This window comes from Bradyrhizobium sp. S3.3.6 (assembly GCF_040546905.1).
GTDB classification, from domain to species: domain Bacteria; phylum Pseudomonadota; class Alphaproteobacteria; order Rhizobiales; family Xanthobacteraceae; genus Bradyrhizobium; species Bradyrhizobium cytisi.
In genome coordinates, this window is sequence record NZ_JBEPOT010000008.1 from 251823 (window position 1) to 272624 (window position 20802).

At 61.6% G+C, this 20802-nt stretch carries 22 protein-coding genes; 15 read left to right on the plus strand and 7 right to left on the minus strand.

Translation table 11 applies throughout. The features are described from left to right. Positions 1–31 precede the first annotated feature (31 nt). Positions 32–913 carry a hypothetical protein gene (locus ABID59_RS23695; protein ID WP_354084975.1) on the plus strand — a complete coding sequence of 294 codons (882 nt, stop codon included), beginning with the start codon at positions 32–34 and terminating at the stop codon, positions 911–913. Continuing rightward, entirely contained in the window at positions 907–1578 is a 672-nt protein-coding gene (locus ABID59_RS23700) for a cytochrome P450 family protein (RefSeq protein WP_354084976.1), read from the plus strand. The genes ABID59_RS23695 and ABID59_RS23700 overlap by 7 nt, the downstream gene beginning before the upstream one ends. A 1062-nt stretch (positions 1579–2640) precedes the next feature. Here the strand turns inward: ABID59_RS23700 and ABID59_RS23705 are convergent. Together ABID59_RS23705 and ABID59_RS23710 are read right to left on the minus strand one after the other, a co-directional pair. After that, positions 2641–3105 carry a DUF2231 domain-containing protein gene (locus ABID59_RS23705; protein ID WP_354084977.1) on the minus strand — a complete coding sequence of 155 codons (465 nt, stop codon included), beginning with the start codon at positions 3103–3105 and terminating at the stop codon, positions 2641–2643. Between the two features lie 10 nt (positions 3106–3115). Further along, positions 3116–3793, minus strand: a complete 678-nt coding sequence (locus ABID59_RS23710) for a TetR/AcrR family transcriptional regulator (protein ID WP_354084978.1) — start codon at positions 3791–3793, stop codon at positions 3116–3118. Positions 3794–3882: 89 nt separating this feature from the next. Here ABID59_RS23710 and ABID59_RS23715 point away from each other — a divergent pair, with 89 nt between their 5' ends. The 3 genes from ABID59_RS23715 to ABID59_RS23725 all read left to right on the plus strand — a co-directional run bounded on the left by ABID59_RS23715 (position 3883) and on the right by ABID59_RS23725 (position 4976). Continuing rightward, positions 3883–4284 (plus strand): hypothetical protein, encoded by a 402-nt coding sequence (locus tag ABID59_RS23715; protein WP_354084979.1) that lies wholly within the window; start codon positions 3883–3885, stop codon positions 4282–4284. A 53-nt stretch (positions 4285–4337) separates the two neighbouring features. Next, positions 4338–4709: a hypothetical protein gene (locus tag ABID59_RS23720; RefSeq protein WP_354084980.1), complete on the plus strand. Its 372-nt coding sequence runs from the start codon at positions 4338–4340 to the stop codon at positions 4707–4709. A gap of 138 nt (positions 4710–4847) precedes the next feature. Next, positions 4848–4976, plus strand: coding sequence for a hypothetical protein (locus ABID59_RS23725; protein WP_256374932.1), 129 nt, complete (start codon positions 4848–4850; stop codon positions 4974–4976). A 701-nt stretch (positions 4977–5677) separates the two neighbouring features. Here the strand turns inward: ABID59_RS23725 and ABID59_RS23730 are convergent. Further along, complete coding sequence (locus ABID59_RS23730; protein WP_354084981.1) at positions 5678–6550, minus strand: LysR family transcriptional regulator; 873 nt, start codon at positions 6548–6550, stop codon at positions 5678–5680. A gap of 152 nt (positions 6551–6702) precedes the next feature. On the opposite strand from ABID59_RS23730, the gene ABID59_RS23735 reads away from it, so the two are divergent. Continuing rightward, positions 6703–7356, plus strand: a complete 654-nt coding sequence (locus ABID59_RS23735) for a hydrolase (RefSeq protein ID WP_187435092.1) — start codon at positions 6703–6705, stop codon at positions 7354–7356. A gap of 38 nt (positions 7357–7394) precedes the next feature. On the opposite strand, the gene ABID59_RS23740 is transcribed toward ABID59_RS23735, so the two are convergent. Next, complete coding sequence (locus tag ABID59_RS23740; RefSeq protein WP_354085049.1) at positions 7395–8312, minus strand: dihydrodipicolinate synthase family protein; 918 nt, start codon at positions 8310–8312, stop codon at positions 7395–7397. A gap of 2 nt (positions 8313–8314) precedes the next feature. Beyond that, positions 8315–9043, minus strand: coding sequence for a GntR family transcriptional regulator (locus tag ABID59_RS23745; protein WP_148753369.1), 729 nt, complete (start codon positions 9041–9043; stop codon positions 8315–8317). 143 nt (positions 9044–9186) lie between these two features. Here ABID59_RS23745 and ABID59_RS23750 point away from each other — a divergent pair, with 143 nt between their 5' ends. From ABID59_RS23750 to ABID59_RS23790, 9 genes are all read left to right on the plus strand, one after another. Beyond that, positions 9187–9564, plus strand: coding sequence for an aldose epimerase family protein (locus ABID59_RS23750; protein WP_354084982.1), 378 nt, complete (start codon positions 9187–9189; stop codon positions 9562–9564). Positions 9565–9683: 119 nt separating this feature from the next. After that, the gene (locus tag ABID59_RS23755; protein ID WP_354084983.1) at positions 9684–11642 is read left to right on the plus strand and encodes an ABC transporter substrate-binding protein; all 1959 of its coding nucleotides are present in this window, start codon (positions 9684–9686) and stop codon (positions 11640–11642) included. Positions 11643–11707: 65 nt separating this feature from the next. Then, positions 11708–12694 carry an ABC transporter permease gene (locus tag ABID59_RS23760; RefSeq protein WP_354034718.1) on the plus strand — a complete coding sequence of 329 codons (987 nt, stop codon included), beginning with the start codon at positions 11708–11710 and terminating at the stop codon, positions 12692–12694. Positions 12695–12709: 15 nt separating this feature from the next. Continuing rightward, positions 12710–13837, plus strand: a complete 1128-nt coding sequence (locus ABID59_RS23765; RefSeq protein WP_354034719.1) for an ABC transporter permease — start codon at positions 12710–12712, stop codon at positions 13835–13837. Further along, positions 13834–15564 (plus strand): ABC transporter ATP-binding protein, encoded by a 1731-nt coding sequence (locus ABID59_RS23770; RefSeq protein WP_354084984.1) that lies wholly within the window; start codon positions 13834–13836, stop codon positions 15562–15564. The genes ABID59_RS23765 and ABID59_RS23770 overlap by 4 nt, the downstream gene beginning before the upstream one ends. Before the next feature lie 57 nt (positions 15565–15621). After that, complete coding sequence (locus tag ABID59_RS23775) at positions 15622–16824, plus strand: mandelate racemase/muconate lactonizing enzyme family protein (protein WP_354034721.1); 1203 nt, start codon at positions 15622–15624, stop codon at positions 16822–16824. A gap of 281 nt (positions 16825–17105) precedes the next feature. After that, positions 17106–17702 carry a glutathione S-transferase N-terminal domain-containing protein gene (locus ABID59_RS23780; RefSeq protein WP_354084985.1) on the plus strand — a complete coding sequence of 199 codons (597 nt, stop codon included), beginning with the start codon at positions 17106–17108 and terminating at the stop codon, positions 17700–17702. A gap of 17 nt (positions 17703–17719) precedes the next feature. Next, the gene (locus ABID59_RS23785) at positions 17720–18445 is read left to right on the plus strand and encodes an SDR family NAD(P)-dependent oxidoreductase (protein ID WP_354084986.1); all 726 of its coding nucleotides are present in this window, start codon (positions 17720–17722) and stop codon (positions 18443–18445) included. After that, positions 18430–19005 carry a TetR/AcrR family transcriptional regulator gene (locus tag ABID59_RS23790; RefSeq protein WP_354084987.1) on the plus strand — a complete coding sequence of 192 codons (576 nt, stop codon included), beginning with the start codon at positions 18430–18432 and terminating at the stop codon, positions 19003–19005. Before ABID59_RS23785 ends, ABID59_RS23790 begins: the two co-directional genes overlap by 16 nt. Positions 19006–19244: 239 nt before the next feature. On the opposite strand, the gene ABID59_RS23795 is transcribed toward ABID59_RS23790, so the two are convergent. Together ABID59_RS23795 and ABID59_RS23800 are read right to left on the minus strand one after the other, a co-directional pair. Beyond that, entirely contained in the window at positions 19245–20195 is a 951-nt protein-coding gene (locus tag ABID59_RS23795) for a hypothetical protein (protein ID WP_148753358.1), read from the minus strand. Between the two features lie 106 nt (positions 20196–20301). Then, positions 20302–20454 (minus strand): hypothetical protein, encoded by a 153-nt coding sequence (locus tag ABID59_RS23800; protein WP_354084988.1) that lies wholly within the window; start codon positions 20452–20454, stop codon positions 20302–20304. Positions 20455–20802: the final 348 nt, after the last annotated feature.

Here is a 20802-nt window from a genome sequence, read left to right on the forward strand (position 1 = left end):
CCCCACATTCTCGCCGCAGGAGACCAGCCAGATGAAAAGACGCACATTCCTGACCGGGGGCGCAACGGCCGCTGCTAGATTGTCGATTCAGCCTGCCTTCTCGGACTCTGCGTCCACGGCTGCTCAGCCTTTGATGGCGACAGCAGTGGAATCCTCCGCCGCACGCCTGCGCACCCAGTTCTCAAAACAATTCGATCCCGAATACGTCGAGAATGCGATTCTTCCGTTCTTTCTGGTGAGCATCTACCAGGGAGAGCGGTCCATGCTGCCCATGATCGATTTGAGCCTTACCAAAGAGAATGCGCTACCCACGGACATGTGGGGGCTGATTAGCAAGAGCTGGAGGCCCGCTCCCCAAGACGGCGTCACTGTCTTTCTCCAGGGACTGGACAAGCGCGGCCCCGAAAACCGACGTAAGCGAATCTACATGACCGCCGTTACGCCAGACCTCTACCGTCCGATGTTCAGCGACAAGGTCACAAAGTTCTTCGATGGCCTCTTGGCGCCAGGTAACGCCGGCAAGCCGCTGATGCGGTCATATCTCGAGACCTTCTGGCACATCTACTGGGACCTCCACCTTGGCATCAAGGGCGATGCAATCCCGGCGCAGGTGCGTCAGATCGGAGCGAGCTTCAATACCGTCCTCGCCTATCGGAATCCGACCCTGCAAATCGTGTACGAGAATTACATGACGGTTCAGAAGACCTCGATTTCTTGCGGAGCTGGATCGACGCTCGGCTCGCGGATATCGAGACAGATAAAATCCCGAATCCGGAAAAGACGTTCGCCTGGTATTGGCTCAAAAATGGCGCCGGCGATGACAATTTTGCCCACAAGGATGTTGTGTTCGAGTGCTTCCATAACTTCGTCGCGTTCAGCCAATGGGGCAATTCGCTTTACAACATCATGCTGAAACTTGGCAGCGCAACCGGAGATCCGGAAGCCCAAGCATGGTTCAAGAAGACCATGCAGATGGATTACGACACCGCCGACCGCTCGTCGTTTACCCCCCTCGAGCGCTTCGTCATGGAGCTCTTCCGGACGATCTCGCCCAACAGCGGGAGTATTTCGGCACTGCAGGAGACCACGCCACCGGCCTTTGAAAGATCCGGCTACATCATTAGCCCGCATACCGCCACGAGCTTCGATGCCGTCCATTGGAAGAACCCGACCGAGTTCGATCCCTCACGCTATGGGAACGCTCCGACAAGCGCCCAGATCGACGAGGCCTGGGTTCAGCGGCTCGGAATGGCCCGATGCCCCTTCGAGAAGACGAGCTACGATGTGAAGGACGGGCGGAAGGTCGCAATCCAGAACAGTGGATTTGGGACTGTCTTCGGTGTCGCTGATGGCAAGTCGCTGCCGGTTTGCGACTACGCCGGCTTTGCGCCATTCGGTTTCGGCTATCGCCGTTGTCCCGGTGAGCAACTGACCATCAACGTCTTCGAGGATCTCCTCAGGACGATCTGGAAAAGCAGTATCGATTTCGTCAAGCTCGATATCAGTAATCCCGAGGTATTGCCCGTGGGACCAATGACTGTCGTCAGAGATGAAGTCGGCTTCCTGCGGCGGACCTGAATATGCCGCATAAGCTCGTGCCGCACCCCTTCGACTGGGCGAACGAAAGAATGGCCAACGCTTGGGCGTCCAGAAATAGGTCGAATCGGCGATTCTCGCTCGGCAGCGAACGCCGCGTGCATTTTCTGTTTGAGGGACGCTTGAGTCGTTTCAACTGCGGCACCTCACGCAGATTAGATTGGCATGTTAAAGTATATTGTCGCATGCGGGATGCACAGGTGCGCCCCCACGGGAGTCAACGTTTACATCTGCTGACCATTGTTGACTTCCGCCAGCTCACTCCACGCTCTGTCGTTAACACGTTGACAGCGAGGGTGAAGTTGGTCGAGGACGAGCCGACTTTGAGTGAAGACAATTTTGACATTTGCGCATTTTGGCGAGCTTACCTCTCCTGATTCTTCAACGGGCCCGAGCGTATGGTCGGAGTCCTTCTAACAGGGAGCGGGGCCCGCAATAGAAGCCGGATTGGCAAGCAAGATCGACGAGGCTGAACCGTGCAATCGTCGGCACTCCATTGAAGCAAAAACTCGGTGTGGCTCAGCGTAGATCGGATAGAGACACAGCGCCTTCGAACGCGGGATAGGATTTGAACCTATGACTTTCAGGTTATGAGTCTGAACGTTGGGTTTCAACCGCACCAGTTTCGCACCAGAAACGGCGTGAACGAAGCGCAACGAACGCAATCGAAATCAAACGAAAACGTAGGAAATTCAACGAATCTGATCCCTATTCTGCCGCTCATAACGGTCTGGTTGCAGGTTCGAGTCCTGCCGGGCCCACCAGCCTTCGCTCGCTTCGCGAGCTTCGGCTCGGCAAGCCGGTGCCACACGTCAAAAGCGAAGCGAGTGACGGCTGCCGCGCCGAAGTTCAAAGGGCCAAGGCGGGCCCGCAGTTGGCAAGCACACCACGATGACGACCTGGCCCAACGAACGCGGCTGATGGCTACCTAAGTGCCTGAGTTTGCTGGCGCGCCATTCGGGACAAAACTACGGGCTCTTATATGATTGAAATTGCGACATGATTTCCTCTCAAGCAAATGCCGGGACTAACCACCCCGGCGGCTTACCGCGGGACCGATCCCAACGTCGCGACGATTCCGATTCCATTTCGATAGACAAGTTCGGCACCTTTCCAGCCGGTAACGGCGAGCGGACCAATAGCCGCAACGAGCCCCAATGCGACCACCAGATGCGCTTTCTTGCCTTGAGCTGCCCTACCGGCCTCCAACACTGCGATGAACCACCAGATGACGGCAGTCGCGATCGCCCATCGCCGGTGGTCGATCATGAACATCGTTTGAGACGCGTCATGAGCAACAGTGAAGAAGGCGTTGATTCCTGCAATCACGGTCAGGATCGACAGCGCAGCTCCTGTCCAGAGATTTATCCGAGCCGCGACGATCACAACGCCTGCCCAGTTGCGTCCGCGAGCAATTTGACCGAGCGCATACAGTGCCGTCGCCACTACGTATAAGGCGATCGTGAAATGCACAAAAACCGGATGCCAATTCGGAATGATCTCGGGCATCGCGATACTCCTATTTTCGCTTCTGGACGCTGTCGGCTTGCCGCGTCTTCGCCTCGGCCGGCAAATTTTCGAGCGCCCTAACGAAAAATAAGAACATCTTCGAAGCGAGACTTGCGAGCTTGCTCGAGTGCAGACGGGCAATAGCTGACTGGAAACCAAGTCCCTGTATGATGCAGAAGTAGAGAATTGCCGCGTCAGAGACATTTGTGCTCTTCGGAAGTTGACCAAGCCGAATCGCTTCCTTGAGCAGATCGGTCACCTGCCGCTCGTATCGGATGTGAAGCCGTTGAAACTGCTCGTTGAGCGTTGGGTAGCGGTGCCGAAGATCGTCCGACATCACCACCTTTGCGAGCGCGGGAAACTTCTCGATCAGTCGGACGTGGCCGACCAGGATACTTTCGAGACGAGCGAGCGGCGATTCGTCTCCGCATTCGAGGAGAGCGCGGGTCCAAACGCCCTCCAGGCTTCCCTGGAGCCACGCCAGCACTTCGGTCCAGAGCGCCTCTTTTGTAGGGAAGTGTCGAAAGACCGCCCCTTGGGATCGCCCGATCGTATCCGCAATTAGCTGCGTACTGACCGACTCGGCGCCTCGTTCATGGACCAATCGCAAGACCGTCTGCACGATCTGCTCCTTGCGCTCTTCGGCCTGCAATCGTTCGCGGCTAGGAGACGAAGCTACTTCGGGCATTTCTGGCGTCCTCGATTAGATAGCATGTACTCGCTATCTATCCGGCTCAGAACTTGCTGTCAACTCTGGAAAACCGACAGGAGGACGTGTTGGACCTCAAACTGCTTCGTGTAATTGCGCCTCTGGCGACGTGCCTGGCAGCGCTCCTAACGAATAACATCATCGTCGTCGGCCTTAACGGATTGGTGGGCTATGCCGTGCTCGGCAGCGACAAGTCGCTGGCAACCTTGCCCATCGCGACCTACATCGCCGGCACCGCGGCCGCGACCTTCCCTGTCCGGCTGGCTGCTCCAGAGAGCCGGATGGCAGATCTTGCTGGGCGTGACCGCGGCTTTGGCAGTGATCGTCTTGGAATTACGGTGACGCTGCACGAAATGCCGGTGTTCGAAAGCTCATTGAGCGCACCTGTCGCCGTCACACTTCTCAAGCCAGCTCCAGCCGCAATGACCGCCCCACCATGCGCGCGGCGCGCTGAAGCGTTGTCAGCGTGACGTTGCCGTCCTTCGGGTCGAGCAGGCGCCCGATCTGACTGCGCGAGGTCTTCATGCTCTGGGCCAGATTGTTTGCGGGATATGTTGTTCTCCTTCATTGCCTGCTCGATCTGCCACGCAAGGACCTCTTTGACGGCGATGGCTTCGAACTCGTCTCGATTGCCTTCTTCGCCGAGGAAATCATCGAGCGTGGTGAGCCTGGCGACGGAACGGATTGCTTTCTTCCTTTTCGTCACGTCTTTCTTGACCATGTCGGTCTCCTTCATTTCTCGAATTCACGGTTTCTGCGATGCGCCAGCGCCAGCTCATCGGGTGGCGTTCTGGGTCTTCTTGATGAATCCGTGAATGTACGGTCCCGCAGCGGCTCCTCGTTGCAGCTCGCGCGCCATCGGAGTAGATCGGCAAGACATTACGGGTATCTGTAGCTCCCATGCCTTCAAAAAAGAGCCCCGGGGATGGATATCGAATGAAAACGGCAGCGCAATCGGGTCCGTCTGGATTATCGCCCTCGCCCACCCCCTACAAAACCCCAGTTAACCGCTCTCTCGCGGCAGGAGATTTTCATGGTCAGTGAAAAAGGCCCGAACATCAAGAAGAAGCAGAAATGCAAGAATTGTGAGGGCAAAGGCCTGCTCAAGAAGGGCGACAAGGTGGTGAAGTGCCAGCGCTGCAAAGGCACGGGGGTGCGATGACATCGCGGATTGCCTCTCGCTTTCACACCCGGTCATTGCGAGCGGAGCGAAGCAATCCGGAGTCCCTCCGCGGGAAGATCCTGGATTGCTTCGTCGCAAGGGCTCCTCGCAATGACGGTGGAGAGAGTTACGCGAGGCGGCGCCTCGCACTCCGTCATTGCGAGCGGAGCGAAGCAATCCGGAGTCCCTCCGCGGGAAGATCCTGGATTGCTTCGTCACAAGGGCTCCTCGCAATGACGGTGGAGAGAGTTGCGCGAGGTGGCGCCTCACACTTCGTCATTGCGAGCGTAGCGAAACGATCCGGAGTCCCTCCGCGGGAAGATCCTGGATTGCTTCGTCGCAAGGGCTCCTCGCAATGACGGTGGAGAGAGTTGCGCGAGGCGGCGCCTCACACTTCGTCATTGCGAGCGGAGCGAAGCAATCCAGAGTCCTTCCGCGGGAAGATTCTGGATTGCTTCGTCGCAAGGGCTCCTCGCAATGACGGTGGAGAGAGTTGCGCGAGGTGGCGCCTCGCACTTCGTCATTGCGAGCGCAGCGAAGCAATCCAGAGTCCCTCCGCGGGAAGATCCTGGATTGCTTCGTCGCAAGGGCTCCTCGCAATGACGGTGGAAAGAGTTGCGCGAGGCGGCGCCACGCACTCCGTCATTGCGAGCGCAGTCTGGTTGCAGGTTCGGGTCCTGCCGGGCCCACCAGCCAATCGATCACTTGACCGGATCGCAATGCTCGATCAGCAATTCCGTGAGGACCCGGATCTTCCGCGCGGGATGCTGGCCTGGCGGGCGGATGACATAGGCACCCGCCGGAGGTGGTGGATGACGGGTCATGACTGAAACAAGCCGCCCCGATGCCAGCACTTCATCAGTGAGGAAATCGGGGAGGTAGGCAATCCCGAGTCCTGCTGTTGCGGCGGCCACCAGAGCTGTGCCGTTGTCGGCCTTGAAGCGACCCCGCGGACGAACCGTGATGATCTTGTCGCCATCCATGAGCTGCCAGGCTTCGGTGCCCTGCATGAGAGCTTGATGGGCGATGAGTTCCTCGGGTGTCTCGGGCGACCCGTGCTCTTTGATGTAGCCGGGACTCGCAACGAACTTGCCGTAGATCGGTCCGACCCGCCTGGCGATCAAATTCGAGTCTTGAAGATAGCCAATCCGGATCGCGCAGTCGTAACCTTCTGCGATGAGATCAACGAATTGGTCACTGTAGCAGGTTTGGATCTGGAGCTTCGGGTGTCGTCGCGCCATTTCCGCCATCACGGGCGCGAAGTAGTTCGAGCCGAAGGACAGCGGCACAGCAACTCGCAAGCGTCCACGAAGCTCGCCGGCAGGCAGGATCGTTTCCTTGGCCACGTCGATTTCGGTGCAGACCCTCGCAGCATAGTCTCGGAACGTCGCCCCGGCTTCCGTGAGAGCGGCGCCGCGGGTGGTTCGTGCAAGAAGCTGGACACCAAGTTCCGATTCGAGCCGCAACAGCCTTCGACTGACGATTGACTTGGAGACGCCGAGCCGGAGCGCAGCAGGCGAAACTCCGCCGGCATCGGCAACTTCCACGAATGTCCTGAGCTCTTCGACGTCCACTTTGGCGTTCCTGCTTTCGCGACACAGCTTGCCACCAAACGGTACTACCGCATCGAACACGGGAACGGCAATAAGCTCTCCAGGTGACGCCGCCTGTGGCGAGCGTCTCCCCAAAACCGATGCCGCATTCAACGGCAACAAAGGATGTCATGATGAAACTTCGTAACGGCCTTGCTTCGCTTCTTCGTCCCGAAGACTCAGTGCTCGTTCTGATCGACCACCAACCCTACCAGCTTGCGAACGTGAACAGCCATGAACCGCAGATGGTGATCAACAACACGGCAGCTCTTGCGAAGGCAGCAAAGGCCTTCGGTGTTCCCACGATCCTGACGAGCGTGATTGCCGAGCGAGGTGGCCTCCTCTTCCCTCAGATCACCGAAGTGTTCCCCGGACAGGAGGTGATCGACCGGACCTTCATCAACACCTGGCAGGATAAGAAGGTCGTGGATGCGGTCAAGGCCACGGGCCGCAAGCAGCTGATCATCGCCGGTCTGTGGACCGAGATATGCGTCGCGATGCCGACGATCCAGGCTCTCGGCGAAGGCTGGGACGTCACTGTGGTGACAGATGCGTCCGGTGCCGTTTCGGTCGAAGCCCACGAGATCGCCATTCAGCGCATGATCACCGCCGGCGCCAACATGATGACCTGGTTGGCAGTGGCGGCCGAATGGCAGCGCGACTGGGCCAGGGCCGACCAAGCCGCCAAGCTGACCGAGGTGATCCTGCAGCACGCCGGCGGCAGTGGCATCGCGTTCCTGTGGGAGCAGCAGCTGCTCAACACACCGGTACCGAAAAGCGCAGCCTGAGCTGGGACGGCTCAGGGGCCCAGCCGAGATGGCTAGAGCTATTCTGCCTCGGCGTCGGGAGCCAGCACACCCCACGCTCGCAACACTTCGGCGAGGATTGCGCGGTCGCTGTGGTCGAGTCGCGGCAGGCCGGGCAGCCGCACGGGACCGACCGGAAATCCGATCAGCCGCAGCGCCTCCTTGACCACCGTGACGTTGGCGCCGTTGCCGAAACGCGTCCGCATCGCCTCGAACTTGGCGATGGTATCGACCAGTTCGCGAACCCGGTCGAACCGGCCAGCCTCGAGCGCGGCATGAATGGCCAGTGAACGGGCGGGATCGATGTTGACGAGGCCCGAAGTGAACCCCCTTGCCCCCGCCGCGTAGAAGGCGGGCGCCCAGCCCTCGGCAAGACCGCACACCCACAATGCGGTCGCTCCGGTGCTGGAGCGGATGCACTCGGACAGCAGCATCAGGTTCGTGGTGGCGAATTTCACGCCGGCGACGTTCGGGTGGTTGGCAACACTCAAGATGTCGCCGAGGCTCATCGCGTCCGAGCGGACATAGGCAATGAGCGGCACATCCACCGCATCCGCGATCGCCTTGAAGTAGGCTGCCTGCGCCTGTGGTGCTGCGAACGGATCGAGCGGCTGATGCGCCATCAAGGCGTCGGCGCCCTTGTCTCTCGCCCGCCGGCCGAGCTCGATCGCCTCCTTCAGCGAGCGCCCGACACCGGCGGTCAGCAGCGAGCGGCCCGCATTGGCTTCGATGGCGCCATCATGCACGGTGCGGACTTCGTCGGCTGCCAAGGCGTAGAACTCACCGGTATTGCCGGCGGATACGATATTGTGGATGCCCGCGCCCGCGATTCTGTCGACGATGCGGCTGAGCAACGGCCGGTCGATGTCGCCGCTCGTGGCGTAGGGCGTAACATGCACGCCCGAAATGCCCTCGAGCGCAGCTCTTACTTTTTTCAACCTCAAGAGTTGTGCTCCTTCGTAGCACGGACAGCTTGGGGAGCAGTTTGCGGTTGCCCACGGTTTTCGAACGCGGCCTTGACGTGCTGCCGTGCCGAACGGACCACGTGATCGCGCATTTCCCGCTCGGCGGCGTCACTGTCACGGCGGGCCAGCGCTTCGTAGATGGTGCAATGCTCGCGAAGGGCGCGGCCTCGTTCCTCCGCGTCGCTTAGGATGAACTGACGTGCGGTATGCACGTAGACGCGCTGCCCGACCAGAATGCGCTGCAGATAACTGCAACGCGAGATCTCGTGGATGGCATCGTGAAACAACTCGTTGAGCTTGATCAGATCGTCGGTCGCGCTCGCCGCGGTCGCCTCGGCCATTTTGCTCACGATGGCGGCCAGCCGCGCGACCCCTTCATCGTCGATGCGCGACGCCGCCATGCGGGCGATCATGCTCTCGAGCGCGGCACGGGCCAGCGCCATCTCTTCGGCCTGCTCGGCATCGAAGGTCACGCGGATGCCGCGGCGCGGCTCCGCCACGACCAGGCCTTCGGCTTCGAGCTGGCGCAACGCCTCCTTCAGCGGCGTGGTGCTGACGCCGAGCTGTTCCGCCATCTGCCGTTCGTTGAGCACCGCGCCGGACGGCAGCTCGCCCGCGATGATGGCGCGACGCAGCTCCTCGCGGACATGCGCACGCAGCCCTTTCAGATAAACCGGATCGACCGGCTGAAGCCTTGGCGGCACGCTGCTCTCCCTGGACGCAGGTTCATGCGCCCAAATTTTTTTGGATATTGGCCAAACGCTTTATGGACAGCCGTGAAATTTGATATATCAAATCCACCCCATGTCAATAAGCCGGCAAGAGTCCGGCCACAGGGACGGAATGTATGCGCAAAGAGACAGCGCAGACGGCGCGGGCCTCGGCGTTCGACGAGCCGGACGTGCGTGCATCCGATTGCAAGCTGGCCGCGCGAGCGATGCGGGCGGCGGTGCGGCCGCATGAGGGCGGACGGTTGGCATCGCTTTGGCGCGAGGCGCCTGGCAACCGTCGCATCGATGTCCTCGTTCCCATGGCCACCGGCCACTTTGATCCGCTGATCTGGCCCAAAGCCGGCGCCTATCCGCTGGTCCCTTATTCGAACCGCATTCGCAACGCCGCTTTCCGATTTGACGAAACCCTCGTCAAGCTCGCGTCGCACCCGGCCGCGGCGCCCCATCCGCTGCGCGTGCTGCATCCCGGCGAAACGTTTTTTGGACCAGCGTAGGGATCACGGTGACATGATGACATTACGACTATCACCATGACAGTGGCGAACTACACGACGGCGCCATCAAGAACCACAAGGCCGAATGGCCGCAACACACATCTCGACCGGGAGGAACCATGAGCGAGGACATCCAGCAGAGGACGCCCCACTGCCGCCGACTAGACCGCCGCTCCGTGCTGAAGGGATTTGCCGGCGCGACCGCGATTTCCGCACTGCCTTATGCGGCGCGCGCCGAGGGCGCCAGGGAAGCGCCGGCGCTTGCCAAGCTCGTGGTGGACGGCAAGCTGGCACCGCTGGCGGACCGCATCCCGGCCAACCCAATGGTCGTCACCGTCGAGAAGGTCGGCCGCTATGGCGGCGCGCTGCGGCGCGGCCTGCGCGGCTCGGCAGACCACAACGGTATCCTGCGCATGGTCGGCAATCAGGGCCTGGTGCGCTGGAATCTCGCCTTCACCGAGGTGCTGCCGAATGTTGCCGAAAAATGGGAGGTCAACGCCGATTCCACCGAATTCACCTTCCATCTCCGTAAGGGCATGAAGTGGTCGGATGGTCATCCGTTCACGGCAGACGATATCGTCTTCGCCATCGAGGACTGCGCCAAGAACACCGAGCTCTATAAATCGCCGCCGACCCCGATCGTGATCGGTGGCAAGGCCGGCACCGTCACCAAGATCGACGACACCACTGTGAAGTTCACCTTCGCTGGTCCCTACGCGCTGTTCCTGGAGCAGATGGCAACGCCGCTCGGACAGCATCCCACGCTGTTCGCGAAGCACTACTGCAGCCAGTTCCACCCGAAGTACAATCCGGCGGTGGCCGATCTCGTCAAGGCCGCGAACCTCTCCGACTGGGGCACGCTGTTCCGGAGCAAGTGCGGCGACATCGAAATCCCCACGCGTTGGGGTAACGCCGACAAACCGACGCTCGATCCATGGGTCATCAAGGAACCCTACACCGGCGGCGCGACGCGCGTGGTGATGGAGCGCAACCCCTACTTCTGGCAGGTCGACACCGCCGGCAACCAGCTTCCCTATATCGACAGGCTCAACTTCAACATCTCGCAGGACGTCGAGTCGCTGATGCTCGATGTGATCTCTGGCCGTCTCGACATCCAGGAACGCCATATCGATACGCTACAAAACAAACCTACGCTGTCGCAGAACATGCAGAAGGGCGGCTATCGCCTGATCGAACTGATCAATTCCGGATCCCAGCAGGTTCAGATCTACCTGAACCTCACGCACAAGGATCCGAAGATGCGGGAAATGTTCGCCAACAAGGAATTTCGCAAGGCGTTGTCGCTCGGCATGAACCGCAGCGAGATCATCGAGCTGGTCTATCTCGGACAATCGCAGCCCTATCAGGCCGGGCCGCGGCCGGGGCATCCCTGGTATCATGCCACGCTCGCGACGCAGTTCAGCGAGTTCGATCAGGCCCAGGCCAATGCCATCCTCGACAAGCTCGGCTATGCCAAGAAGGATGCCAACGGCTTCCGCTTACGTCCGGACGGACAGAAGATCTTCTTCGCCATCGACGTAATCCCGACGCTCTACCCGGACGAGGTCGATGCGCTCGAGTTGGCGAAGCGGCACTGGGCCGATATCGGCATCGACATCAAGGTCAACACCATCGAGCGCGCGCTCTACTACACGCGCGGCGACAACAACGACCACGATGCGGCGGTGTGGCCCGGTCCGGGCGGCCTCGATCCGATGCTCGATCCGCGCGACTTCTTCGCACAGCACACACAGGGCTCGCGCTACGCCGTGCCGTGGGCGCAATGGTACGTCTCCGGCGGCAAGGATGGCCAGGAGCCGCCTGAGAGCCAGAAGCAGCGCATGAAGCTGTTCGATCAGGCTCGTGCCACGGCCGACCTGCAAAAGCGCGGCGAAATCATGAAGCAGCTGTTCGATCTCACGGCCGACGCTTTCGAGACCATCGGCATTTGCCTGGCGGTGAACGCCTTTGGCATCTGCAAGACCAACCTGGCGAATGTGCCAGCGAAATATCCGAACTCGTGGTCGTGGCCCAATCCAGGCCCGGCCCTGCCGCAGCAATTCTTCTTCTCGACGTGATCGGCCTTGAGCCCGGCCGCGCCACGCGGTGCGACCGGGTTCTATTTCCCTGAACAGGCAGGACCATGCTCCGCTTCATCGCCAAGCGCCTTCTCTGGATGGTGCCCTCGCTCATCGTGGTGAGTTTCCTGGCGTTCGTTCTCATCCAGCTACCGCCCGGCGACTACGTCACGACCTTTATCGCGACGCTGGCCGCGTCGAACGAGGTCGTCGACCAGAACACCGCTGCCGACCTTCGCGCCCGCTTCGGGCTCGATCAGCCGATGATCATCCAGTATCTGAAATGGATCAGCGGTATTCTGCTGCACGGCGATTTCGGCCTCAGCTTCGAATGGCAACAGCCGGTCAGCAACCTGATCTGGGAACGGATGGCGCTCACGCTGGTGCTGACGTTTTCGACCCTGCTCGCGACCTGGGGCATCGCGCTGCCGGTCGGCGTCTACTCGGCGGTCAAGAAATATTCGGTCGGCGACTACGTCGTCACTTTCCTCAGTTTCCTCGGGCTCGCGATCCCAAGCTTCCTGCTCGCGCTGGTGCTGATGTACATCGCCGCCGTCGAATTCGGCCAGGAGGTCGGCGGACTTTTCTCAGAGGCTTATGTCAACGCGCCCTGGAGCTTCGGCAAGGTCCTCGACCTGCTGCACCATCTCTGGATTCCAGTCATCATCCTCGCGGCCTCCGGCACCGCCAGCCTGATCCGCGTCATGCGCGCGAACATGCTCGACGAGCTCAACAAGCCCTATGTCACCACGGCGCGCGCAAAAGGCCTGTCGGAATTCCATCTCCTGGTGAAATACCCGCTGCGGCTGGCGCTCAATCCCTTCATTTCGACGATCTCCTGGTTGCTTCCGAACCTCGTCTCCGGCTCGATCATCGTGGCCATCGTGCTCAGCCTGCCGACGGCGGGACCGCTTCTGCTGCAGTCACTGATGAGCCAGGACATGTATCTGGCCGGCGCCTTCGTGCTCCTGATCTGCGCACTGACGCTGATTGGCTCGCTCATAAGCGACATCCTGCTCGCCCTCGTCGACCCGCGCATCAGGCTGGAATAGGCCGGGATCAGAATCATGACCGATATCGCCATTTCACACGTCGACAGCCGCCAGCTCGCGGTAGCATCGCAGTGGCAACTGGTGTGGTGGGCATTCAAGCGCCACCGTCTCGCCATGGCCGGGCTCGTCGTCACGGCATTCTTCTACATCGTAGCCGCAGCGCCCGGCTTCTTCGCTGTCAACGATCCATCGCAGCAGAACGCGCGCGCCGCCTACCATCCGCCCCAGGGCGTACATTTCATCGACCTCGCGGCCGACGGCAGCTGGTCGGTCCGGCCCTACATCCATCCCTATGCGCTCAAGCGTGACCCGCAGACGCTGCAGGCGGTCTATCGCGAGGACGAGACGCGCAAGAGCTACATCCGGTTCTTTGGCACCGGCTACGCCTACAAGCTGTTCGGCCTGTTCGACACCACGACGCACCTGATCGCCACCGACAACAAGAGCCAGCCGCTGTTCCTGCTCGGCGCCGACCGGCTCGGCCGCTGCGTCTACAGCCGCATCATACAGGGCGCTCAGATCTCGCTGTCGGTCGGTCTCGCCGGCGTGCTGCTGTCGCTGACCATCGGCATCGTGCTCGGCGGCCTTTCCGGCTATTATGGCGGACGGATCGATTTCGCGGTTCAGCGGCTGATCGATTTCGTGCTGTCGCTGCCCAGCATTCCGATCTGGCTCGCGCTGTCGGCGGCTCTGCCGCACGATTGGCCAGCGACGCTCAACTACTTTATGATCACGCTGATCCTCTCCCTCACCGCCTGGGCCCAGCTCGCGCGCGTCGTACGCGGCCGCTTCCTTAGCCTGCGCACCGAGGAGTTCGTCACCGCGGCACGGCTCGACGGCGCATCCGAATGGCGGGTGATCTTCCGTCACATGCTGCCGAGCTTCACCAGTCACATCATCGCGTCGATCTCGCTGGCGATTCCGGCTATGATCCTGGCGGAAACGTCGCTCAGCTTCCTCGGCCTCGGCCTGCAGCCACCGACCATTTCCTGGGGCGTGCTGCTGCGCGAAGCCCAGAACATCCGATCGATCGCAACCGCGCCATGGCTGTTTGCACCCGGCGCCGCAGTGGTGATCGCCGTGATCGCCCTCAATTTCCTGGGAGACGGGCTGCGCGACGCCGCAGATCCGTACAACAAATGAGCCTGATCGATCTCGCAACCCATGCTGGCGCGCGCTCGGCCACACCCCCTTCGCTCATTCTCGAGGTGAAGGACCTCGTAACGCACTTCCCGGTACGAAACGGCATCGTCAAGGCCGTCGATGGCGTGTCGCTCACGCTCGAGCGTGGCAAGACGCTCTGCATCGTCGGCGAAAGCGGCTCGGGCAAAAGCGTGACTGCCCGTTCGATCCTGCAGATTGTGGACGCGCCAGGGCGCATCGTGTCCGGCGCGATGATGCTGCATCGAGCCGACGGAACGTCGGTGGATCTCGCCAAATTCAATCCGCGCGGACGGGAGATCCGTGCGGTACGCGGCCGCGAGATCGCGATGATCTTCCAGGAACCGATGTCGTCGCTATCGCCGGTCCACACCGTCGGCGACCAGATGATGGAGGTGTTGCGGCTGCATCTCGACATGGGAAAGAAGCAGGCCCGCGCGCGCTGCATCGAGCTGCTCAAGCAGGTCGAGATCCCCGATGCCGAGCGGGCCATCGACCGCTACACGTTCGAATTCTCCGGTGGCATGCGCCAACGCGTGATGATAGCGATGGCGCTGGCCTGTAACCCTTCCCTCCTGATCGCCGACGAGCCGACCACCGCGCTTGACGTCACCACTCAGGCGGAGATCCTCGACCTGATCCGCCGGCTGCAGCAGCAGCACGGCATGGCCGTGATGTTCATCACCCACGACATGGGTGTCGTCGCCGAGATCGCCGATGACGTGCTGGTGATACATCGCGGTAAGGTGATGGAGAGCGGCACGGTGGACGCCATCTTCCATTCACCGCAGAACGATTATACGCGGATGCTGATCGGCTCAGTGCTGAAGCTTGAGCAGAAGGCGGAGATCCGGTTGCGTCGCTCCCCGATCGCCGACGAGACGCTGCCGGTGCTGCAGGTCCGCAATCTCAGCATGCAGTTCGGCTCGGGAAAAAACGCGCTTAAGGCCGTCGACGATGTCTCGCTGACCGTGAAGCCGGGCGAGACGCTGGGCATTGTTGGTGAGTCCGGATCGGGCAAAACTACGATGGGACGTTGCCTGCTGCGGATCTACGATCCCAGCGCCGGCGCAATCGATTATCGCCGGCCGGACGGCAGTACCCTCGATCTCGTCAAGGCGGACAAGGAGACGCTGAAGGCCTGCCGGCGCGAGATTCGCATGATCTTCCAGGATCCTGTCGGATCGCTCAATCCGCGCATGACCGTGGCCCAGATTGTCGGCGAGCCGCTGCTCGTCAACAGGATCGCAGCCGGCAAGGAGCTCGACGACCGTGTGGCCGATCTGCTGCAGCAGGTCGGTCTGGAGCCATCCTGGCGCGAGCGCTACCCGCACGCTTTTTCCGGCGGCCAGCGCCAGCGCATCGGCATTGCCCGCGCGATCGCCCTCAATCCGCGCATCATCGTCGCCGACGAGGCGACGTCCGCGCTCGACGTCTCGCTGCGATCGCAGATGCTCGACTTGATGATGGGCCTGCAGGACAAGCTCGGACTGTCCTACGTCTTCATCAGCCACGACATCGGCGTGATCCGCTACATGTGCGATCGCGTGGCGGTGATGTATCGCGGTCGAGTGGTGGAAACCGGCTCCGCCGAGCAGGTCTGCAACTCTCCGACCCACGCCTATACACAGGCGCTGCTGTCAGCCATTCCACGACCGGACCCGCGGGCGCGCAGCATCCACCGGCGGCACCGCTACACGGCGGCCTGAGACAATCCCGGCGTCCGTTTTCGGGCGCGACAACAAGCAAATGGATGGAGATAACCCGTGAAGATCGACCGCCTGCGGGCCTTTATGTCACGCGACAAGGACCGCCCTCGCCTGATCATTGCCATCGATACCGACGACGGGCTGACCGGCTGGGGCGAGTGCTACAATCACGGGCCCGACAAGGCGCTGGAACCGCTGCTCGAGTATCTGTTCACTTTCATCCGCGGCGAAGATCCGCGGCGGATCGAATATCTGATCCAGTATCTGTTGCAGCAATGCCGCTTTCCGCCCGGCGCGCTGGGCCTTGCGGCGATCTCCGCGATCGATCATTGCCTCTGGGACATCTCGGCCAAGGCGCTCAATGTCCCGGTCTACCGGCTGCTCGGCGGCAACGTGCGCGACCGCGTCCGCATTTACGCCGGTGTCTATACCGCGCCGGACGCAGCGATTGCCCGCGACGAATTCGACAGGCTCAACGCTGAATGGGGCCTGACGGCCTTCAAGCTCAGCCCCTACCGGATCGACATGCATGCGCAACGCTGGGGCGAGGTCGTACGTACCAGCGCGGAGTATTTCCGCAAGCTGCGCGAGACGGTGCGCACCGACTACGAGATCGCCTTCGACGCCCACGCCAAGATCTTCGAGGTCGGACAGGCGATCCAGCTAGGCAATGCGCTCGCGCCCTACGATCCGCTGTTCTTCGAAGAACCGATCCGGCCTGAGAACATCGAGGCCTGGGGCGACCTGAAACGGGGTCTCACCTGCACGCTCGCGACGGGTGAGTCCCTTTACAACCGCTTCGAATTCCTGCGGCTGTTATCGGTCAAGGGCTGCGACATCATCCAGCCCGACATTTGCGTGGTTGGCGGGATTTCGGAAATGCGCCGGATCGCCACCCTCGCCGAGGCGCACTACGTGACGGTCGCCCCACACAATCCGATGGGACCGCTCGCCACCGCCGTCAATTTGCATTTCTCCGCTGCGCAGCCGAACTTCCGAATTCTCGAATACCGACTGCCGCAGGGTGCAGCTTACGCCTTCGGCGACGGCAGCAGCGACCCCAACGTCACGCCGGACCGCTCGCAGGGCGCCTGGTACGTGAAGGACCCCTACCTGCCGAAGAACGGCTATCTCGAGCTGCGGCCCGACCGGCCGGGTTGGGGCGTCGAGATGGACATGGAGGTGCTCGGCAAAGAGGATTACGTTCATTGGGAGCGCAAGGTGCCGCGCCGGCCAGACGGATCGACGGCCTATGCGTGACGCGCTCAGTAACCGATAGCAGCCCCATCACTGCGCGGGTCTGCTGCGCCAGCCAAGATCTCGCTTTGCGGGTCAATCGTAATTCCACAAGCGAGACCCGCTGCGCAGTCGCCAGCGCGACGTTGTCACCCCCCACGCGAGCGCCTTGCCGCAGGTGCCGCGACAATCGTGTGGGCACTGGTCCACCCTGCGCTGGACCAGCGCGCTTGACCTTATAGACGACCGGTCGTATAGTGAATACGACCGGTCGTCTTAGTCTCCAAAGTGCGAGGAGAGTTTGCATGAAGCTGATTGGCACCTATCTGTCGCCCTACGCGAGGCGGGTCGCAGCGGCCCTGATCTCCCGCGGGCTGCCCTTCGACCATGAACCTGTGAACGGCTACCGGGAGTTCGAGACCGCGAGCCGCTATAATCCCGTGGCGAAGGTACCTTCGCTCGTGCTCGACGATGGCGAGGTCCTGATCGACAGCACGGCCATCCTCGACTACCTCAATGAACTGACGCCTTCGGCGCCACTGATCCCCGCCGCGTCAAGCGCGCGCCGGGCGACGCTCAAGCTCGCGGCAATCGGTTACGGCGTCTATGAACAGGCCACCAGCCTGTCGTTCCGTGGACGCGAGGTCCCTGAGACCGAGGCCAACCGCTGGAAAGCGCAGATTATGGGAGGCTTGCGCGCGCTCGACGAGGCCGCGCGCGACGGCGGACCGCTCAGGGCGAGCCCGCTGGATGCCGCAGCGATCACCGCCATCGTAGCGGTGGAATACCTCGCCCGGACGAATCCGGACCTGGAGACCCTTCCCGCAATCCCCGCCCTAGCCGAGCTTGCAGCCGAGTATCGAGACGCACCGCCCTTCGCACTGACAAGGGTAGCAGCTTGAGGCGCATGGAGGAAAGCATGACTGATCGGATCGCTCTCATCGCAGGCGTCGGCGGCGCAACTGGCGCTGCGCTCTCGCGGCGCTTCGCACAAGGTGGATATCGTGTGGCGATGATCGCCCGCAACGCCGAGCGGCTCGCGGAGCTCGAGACGCAGATACCTCGTGCGCGCGGCTATCCTTGCGACGTCGCCAACCTTACCCGACTCGGCGAAATTGTCGAGCGCGTGCAGACCGAGCTCGGGCCACCCCATGTGCTCATCCATAACGCCGTCGCGGCAACATTCGCCAAGATCCTCGACGCCTCGGTCGAGGATCTAGAGCGAAATTTTCAGGTGAACACCACGTCGCTGTTCTTCCTGGCACAAAAACTCGCGCCGGCGATGATCGAGCGCGGCGAGGGAGCCATCATGGTCACCGGAAACACCTCGTCGTTCCGGGGCATTCCGCTGCGCCCGGCCTTCGCGCCGACGAAGGCCGCACAGCGCATCCTCGCGCAGTCGCTGGCAAAGGATTTGGGCCCGAAGCGCGTGCATGTTGGATACATCACCATCGATGCCGCGATCGATGCCCCGTGGAGGAGGGAGACGTTGCCGCTGCCGGATTGGCAGGATAAGCGGGGCGACCATTTCGCGCATCCCGATGCGATTGCCGACGAGGTTTACCACATCGCGCATCAACACCCCTCCACATGGTCGTTCGATCATGTCATCCGGCCCTTCGCCGAGAATTGGACCCTGAACTGACCATGCCGAAACCCAATCATAAGGAAGCACTACTGGACGCGGGCCTCGCGGCGTTTCATCACCGCGGCTATCATGCAACCGGTGTTCAGGAGATTGTCTCGTCGGCCGGTGTGCCGAAGGGCTCTTTCTACAGTCATTTCGAAAGCAAGGACGCCCTCGGCCTGGCGGCGCTGGCGCGTTACTGGGAGGACCGCGCCAAAGCGCGTGCCCTGTTGCGGGACGCCAGCCTTCCCGGGCTCGAGCGGCTTGACCGCTACCTCGCGGCCCTCGGCTATAGCGAGGATGGCTGCCTGATCGGAAATCTCACGGCCGAACTCGCGCAACTCGACGCCTTTCGCCAGGATTTGTCGCGCCTGTGGCGGCAGTGGACGGATGCACTTTCCCAGTGCCTGGCGGATGGGCAGCGCGACGGCAGCGTACGAACCGACGTGCCCGCCACCGAGCTTGCGCGTACGGTGCTGGCGCTTTGGGAAGGCGCGGTGCTCTCAGCGAAGGTCGAGCGCAGCCCTAAGCCGCTCAACATGGCGCGTCGAACGCTGCGGCATTTGCTGGCGCCGTGACGTATGGCCGATCCCCTGCTGCGTAGTTGGAACATAGGCGGCGCCACACGCTCCGTCATTGCGAGCGAAGCGGCGAAGACAAGCAATTCAGAGTCTCCCTGCGGGAAGATTCTGGATTGTTTCTTCGCAAGGGCTCCTCGCAATGACGATGGAGAGAGTTGCGGGATTACGGTGGCGGCACTCAATGCCTCCGGTCGCAAGCGCCAGTGAGGCATTGCAACTCGCAGCCCTTGCGCTCTTCATTCGCTTTGCGGGATGAAACGGCTGAAGGAAGGTAGTCCAAGACAGAGCTTGACGATGAGAGGAAGCGCGAGGACCGGGATGACGCATGCAGCGACATAACCCTCCGCGAGAGATGGCAGACCGAAGCCGGCCGCCGCCCACACGAGAGTAACGTTACGGTTTCCGCTCACGAGGCCTATGGTTCCGGCGGTTTGCAGCCCCAGTCTCGCGAACGTCACCGTAGCGAGTCCGCACAGGCCGAAATTGAGGACGACTGCCGCGGCGAGCATCACGTCGAAACGCAGCGCGTTGCTGGTCCATTGCGCCCTTATGCCCTGCGAGGTGGCAAGCCCCACGATGATGAGCCCGATCACGGCGATTCCGGTGGCGGCGCTTTGATCCGGCAGAACGAGACTCAGATGACGATGGAACCTTATGGCTAAAAAGGCCACCAAGCCGGCAGCGCCGATAATGCTGAATAGCCGGATCGCCAGCCCGCTCATGTCGAACGCAATGCCAAGTCCGAGCATCGTGGCGAAGCACGGAATCGAGATCGGCGTAACCAGGGTCAGCGCAATCGAGACGACCAGGGCGAGACGTGGTCGCAAACCGAGCATTCCAGCAATCGCGGCCGCGCTTCCGACCGGCGGCGCCAGCAGTGAAAGCAGAACGCCGGCCCGCAGGGCAGGATCAAGCGGGACAAAGGACAGCAGCATCGCAGCAGCCAAAGGCAGCACCAGGCCGACCCAGCCGAGCACCAGGCCTATCAGCGGCAGACGAACGCTGCCTTCGGAGGGAGCAAGACCCGCCGTGAGAAACGAACCAAGCGTCAGAAGAAATGCTGAAAAAGGCAGAAGACCGTAGCCGAAGCGCGCGAAGGGCGAGATCAACAGGCCTGCGCAAAGCGAGATCACCAAAAGGATCGGTCCTTGTCCGCCAAGTGTGGACAATATCCGGCCAACGTACATATCGCCTCCTCATTTGCATGCGCATCGGCGTGATGCCGCCCCGGATGCGCAGCTATAGCGGCCCGTGTTGTGCGGTGTGCACCACAGCGGTTGACGCCGGCCAAGGTCAGAAGAATCCAGGGCTCAAATCGAGGCCGTCGGTCAGAGAGAGCACGAACACAAACGCGCAAGCTGCACAGAACAGCAGGGCGTGTTTGGCCAGGCCGGCGCCGGTGACCGAGAGGACCGTGTGGGAAATTGCGCGCTTGATTGCCGTCATGTTGCCGCCTTGCTTTTTAGATCGGTGAGTTGGATGTGCCACGCGTGCCCGTCAGTCGCACCGCAAATCGATGCCCAGGGGAGCGCCACCTCGCTCGGGTGACGTTCGCTGCATGAGGATCGCGGCCATCGCGTGAACAGCGCCGAAGCCCAGAAGAACGAGAATCATCAGGCGCGTCCCGCCGCCTCGGCTTGCGTTTGTGTCACGCGGCATTGGAGATCCGGCCCGAATTGCAGACCCGGCATGAACGTCGTTTTTCACGGCTTCCCTCTTTACGGTTGCGCTGGCTTGCGTAGCGACCGCGGGGGGACCCTTGGTCCGCGCGGCCCCGTTGCCCGATGCGGATCG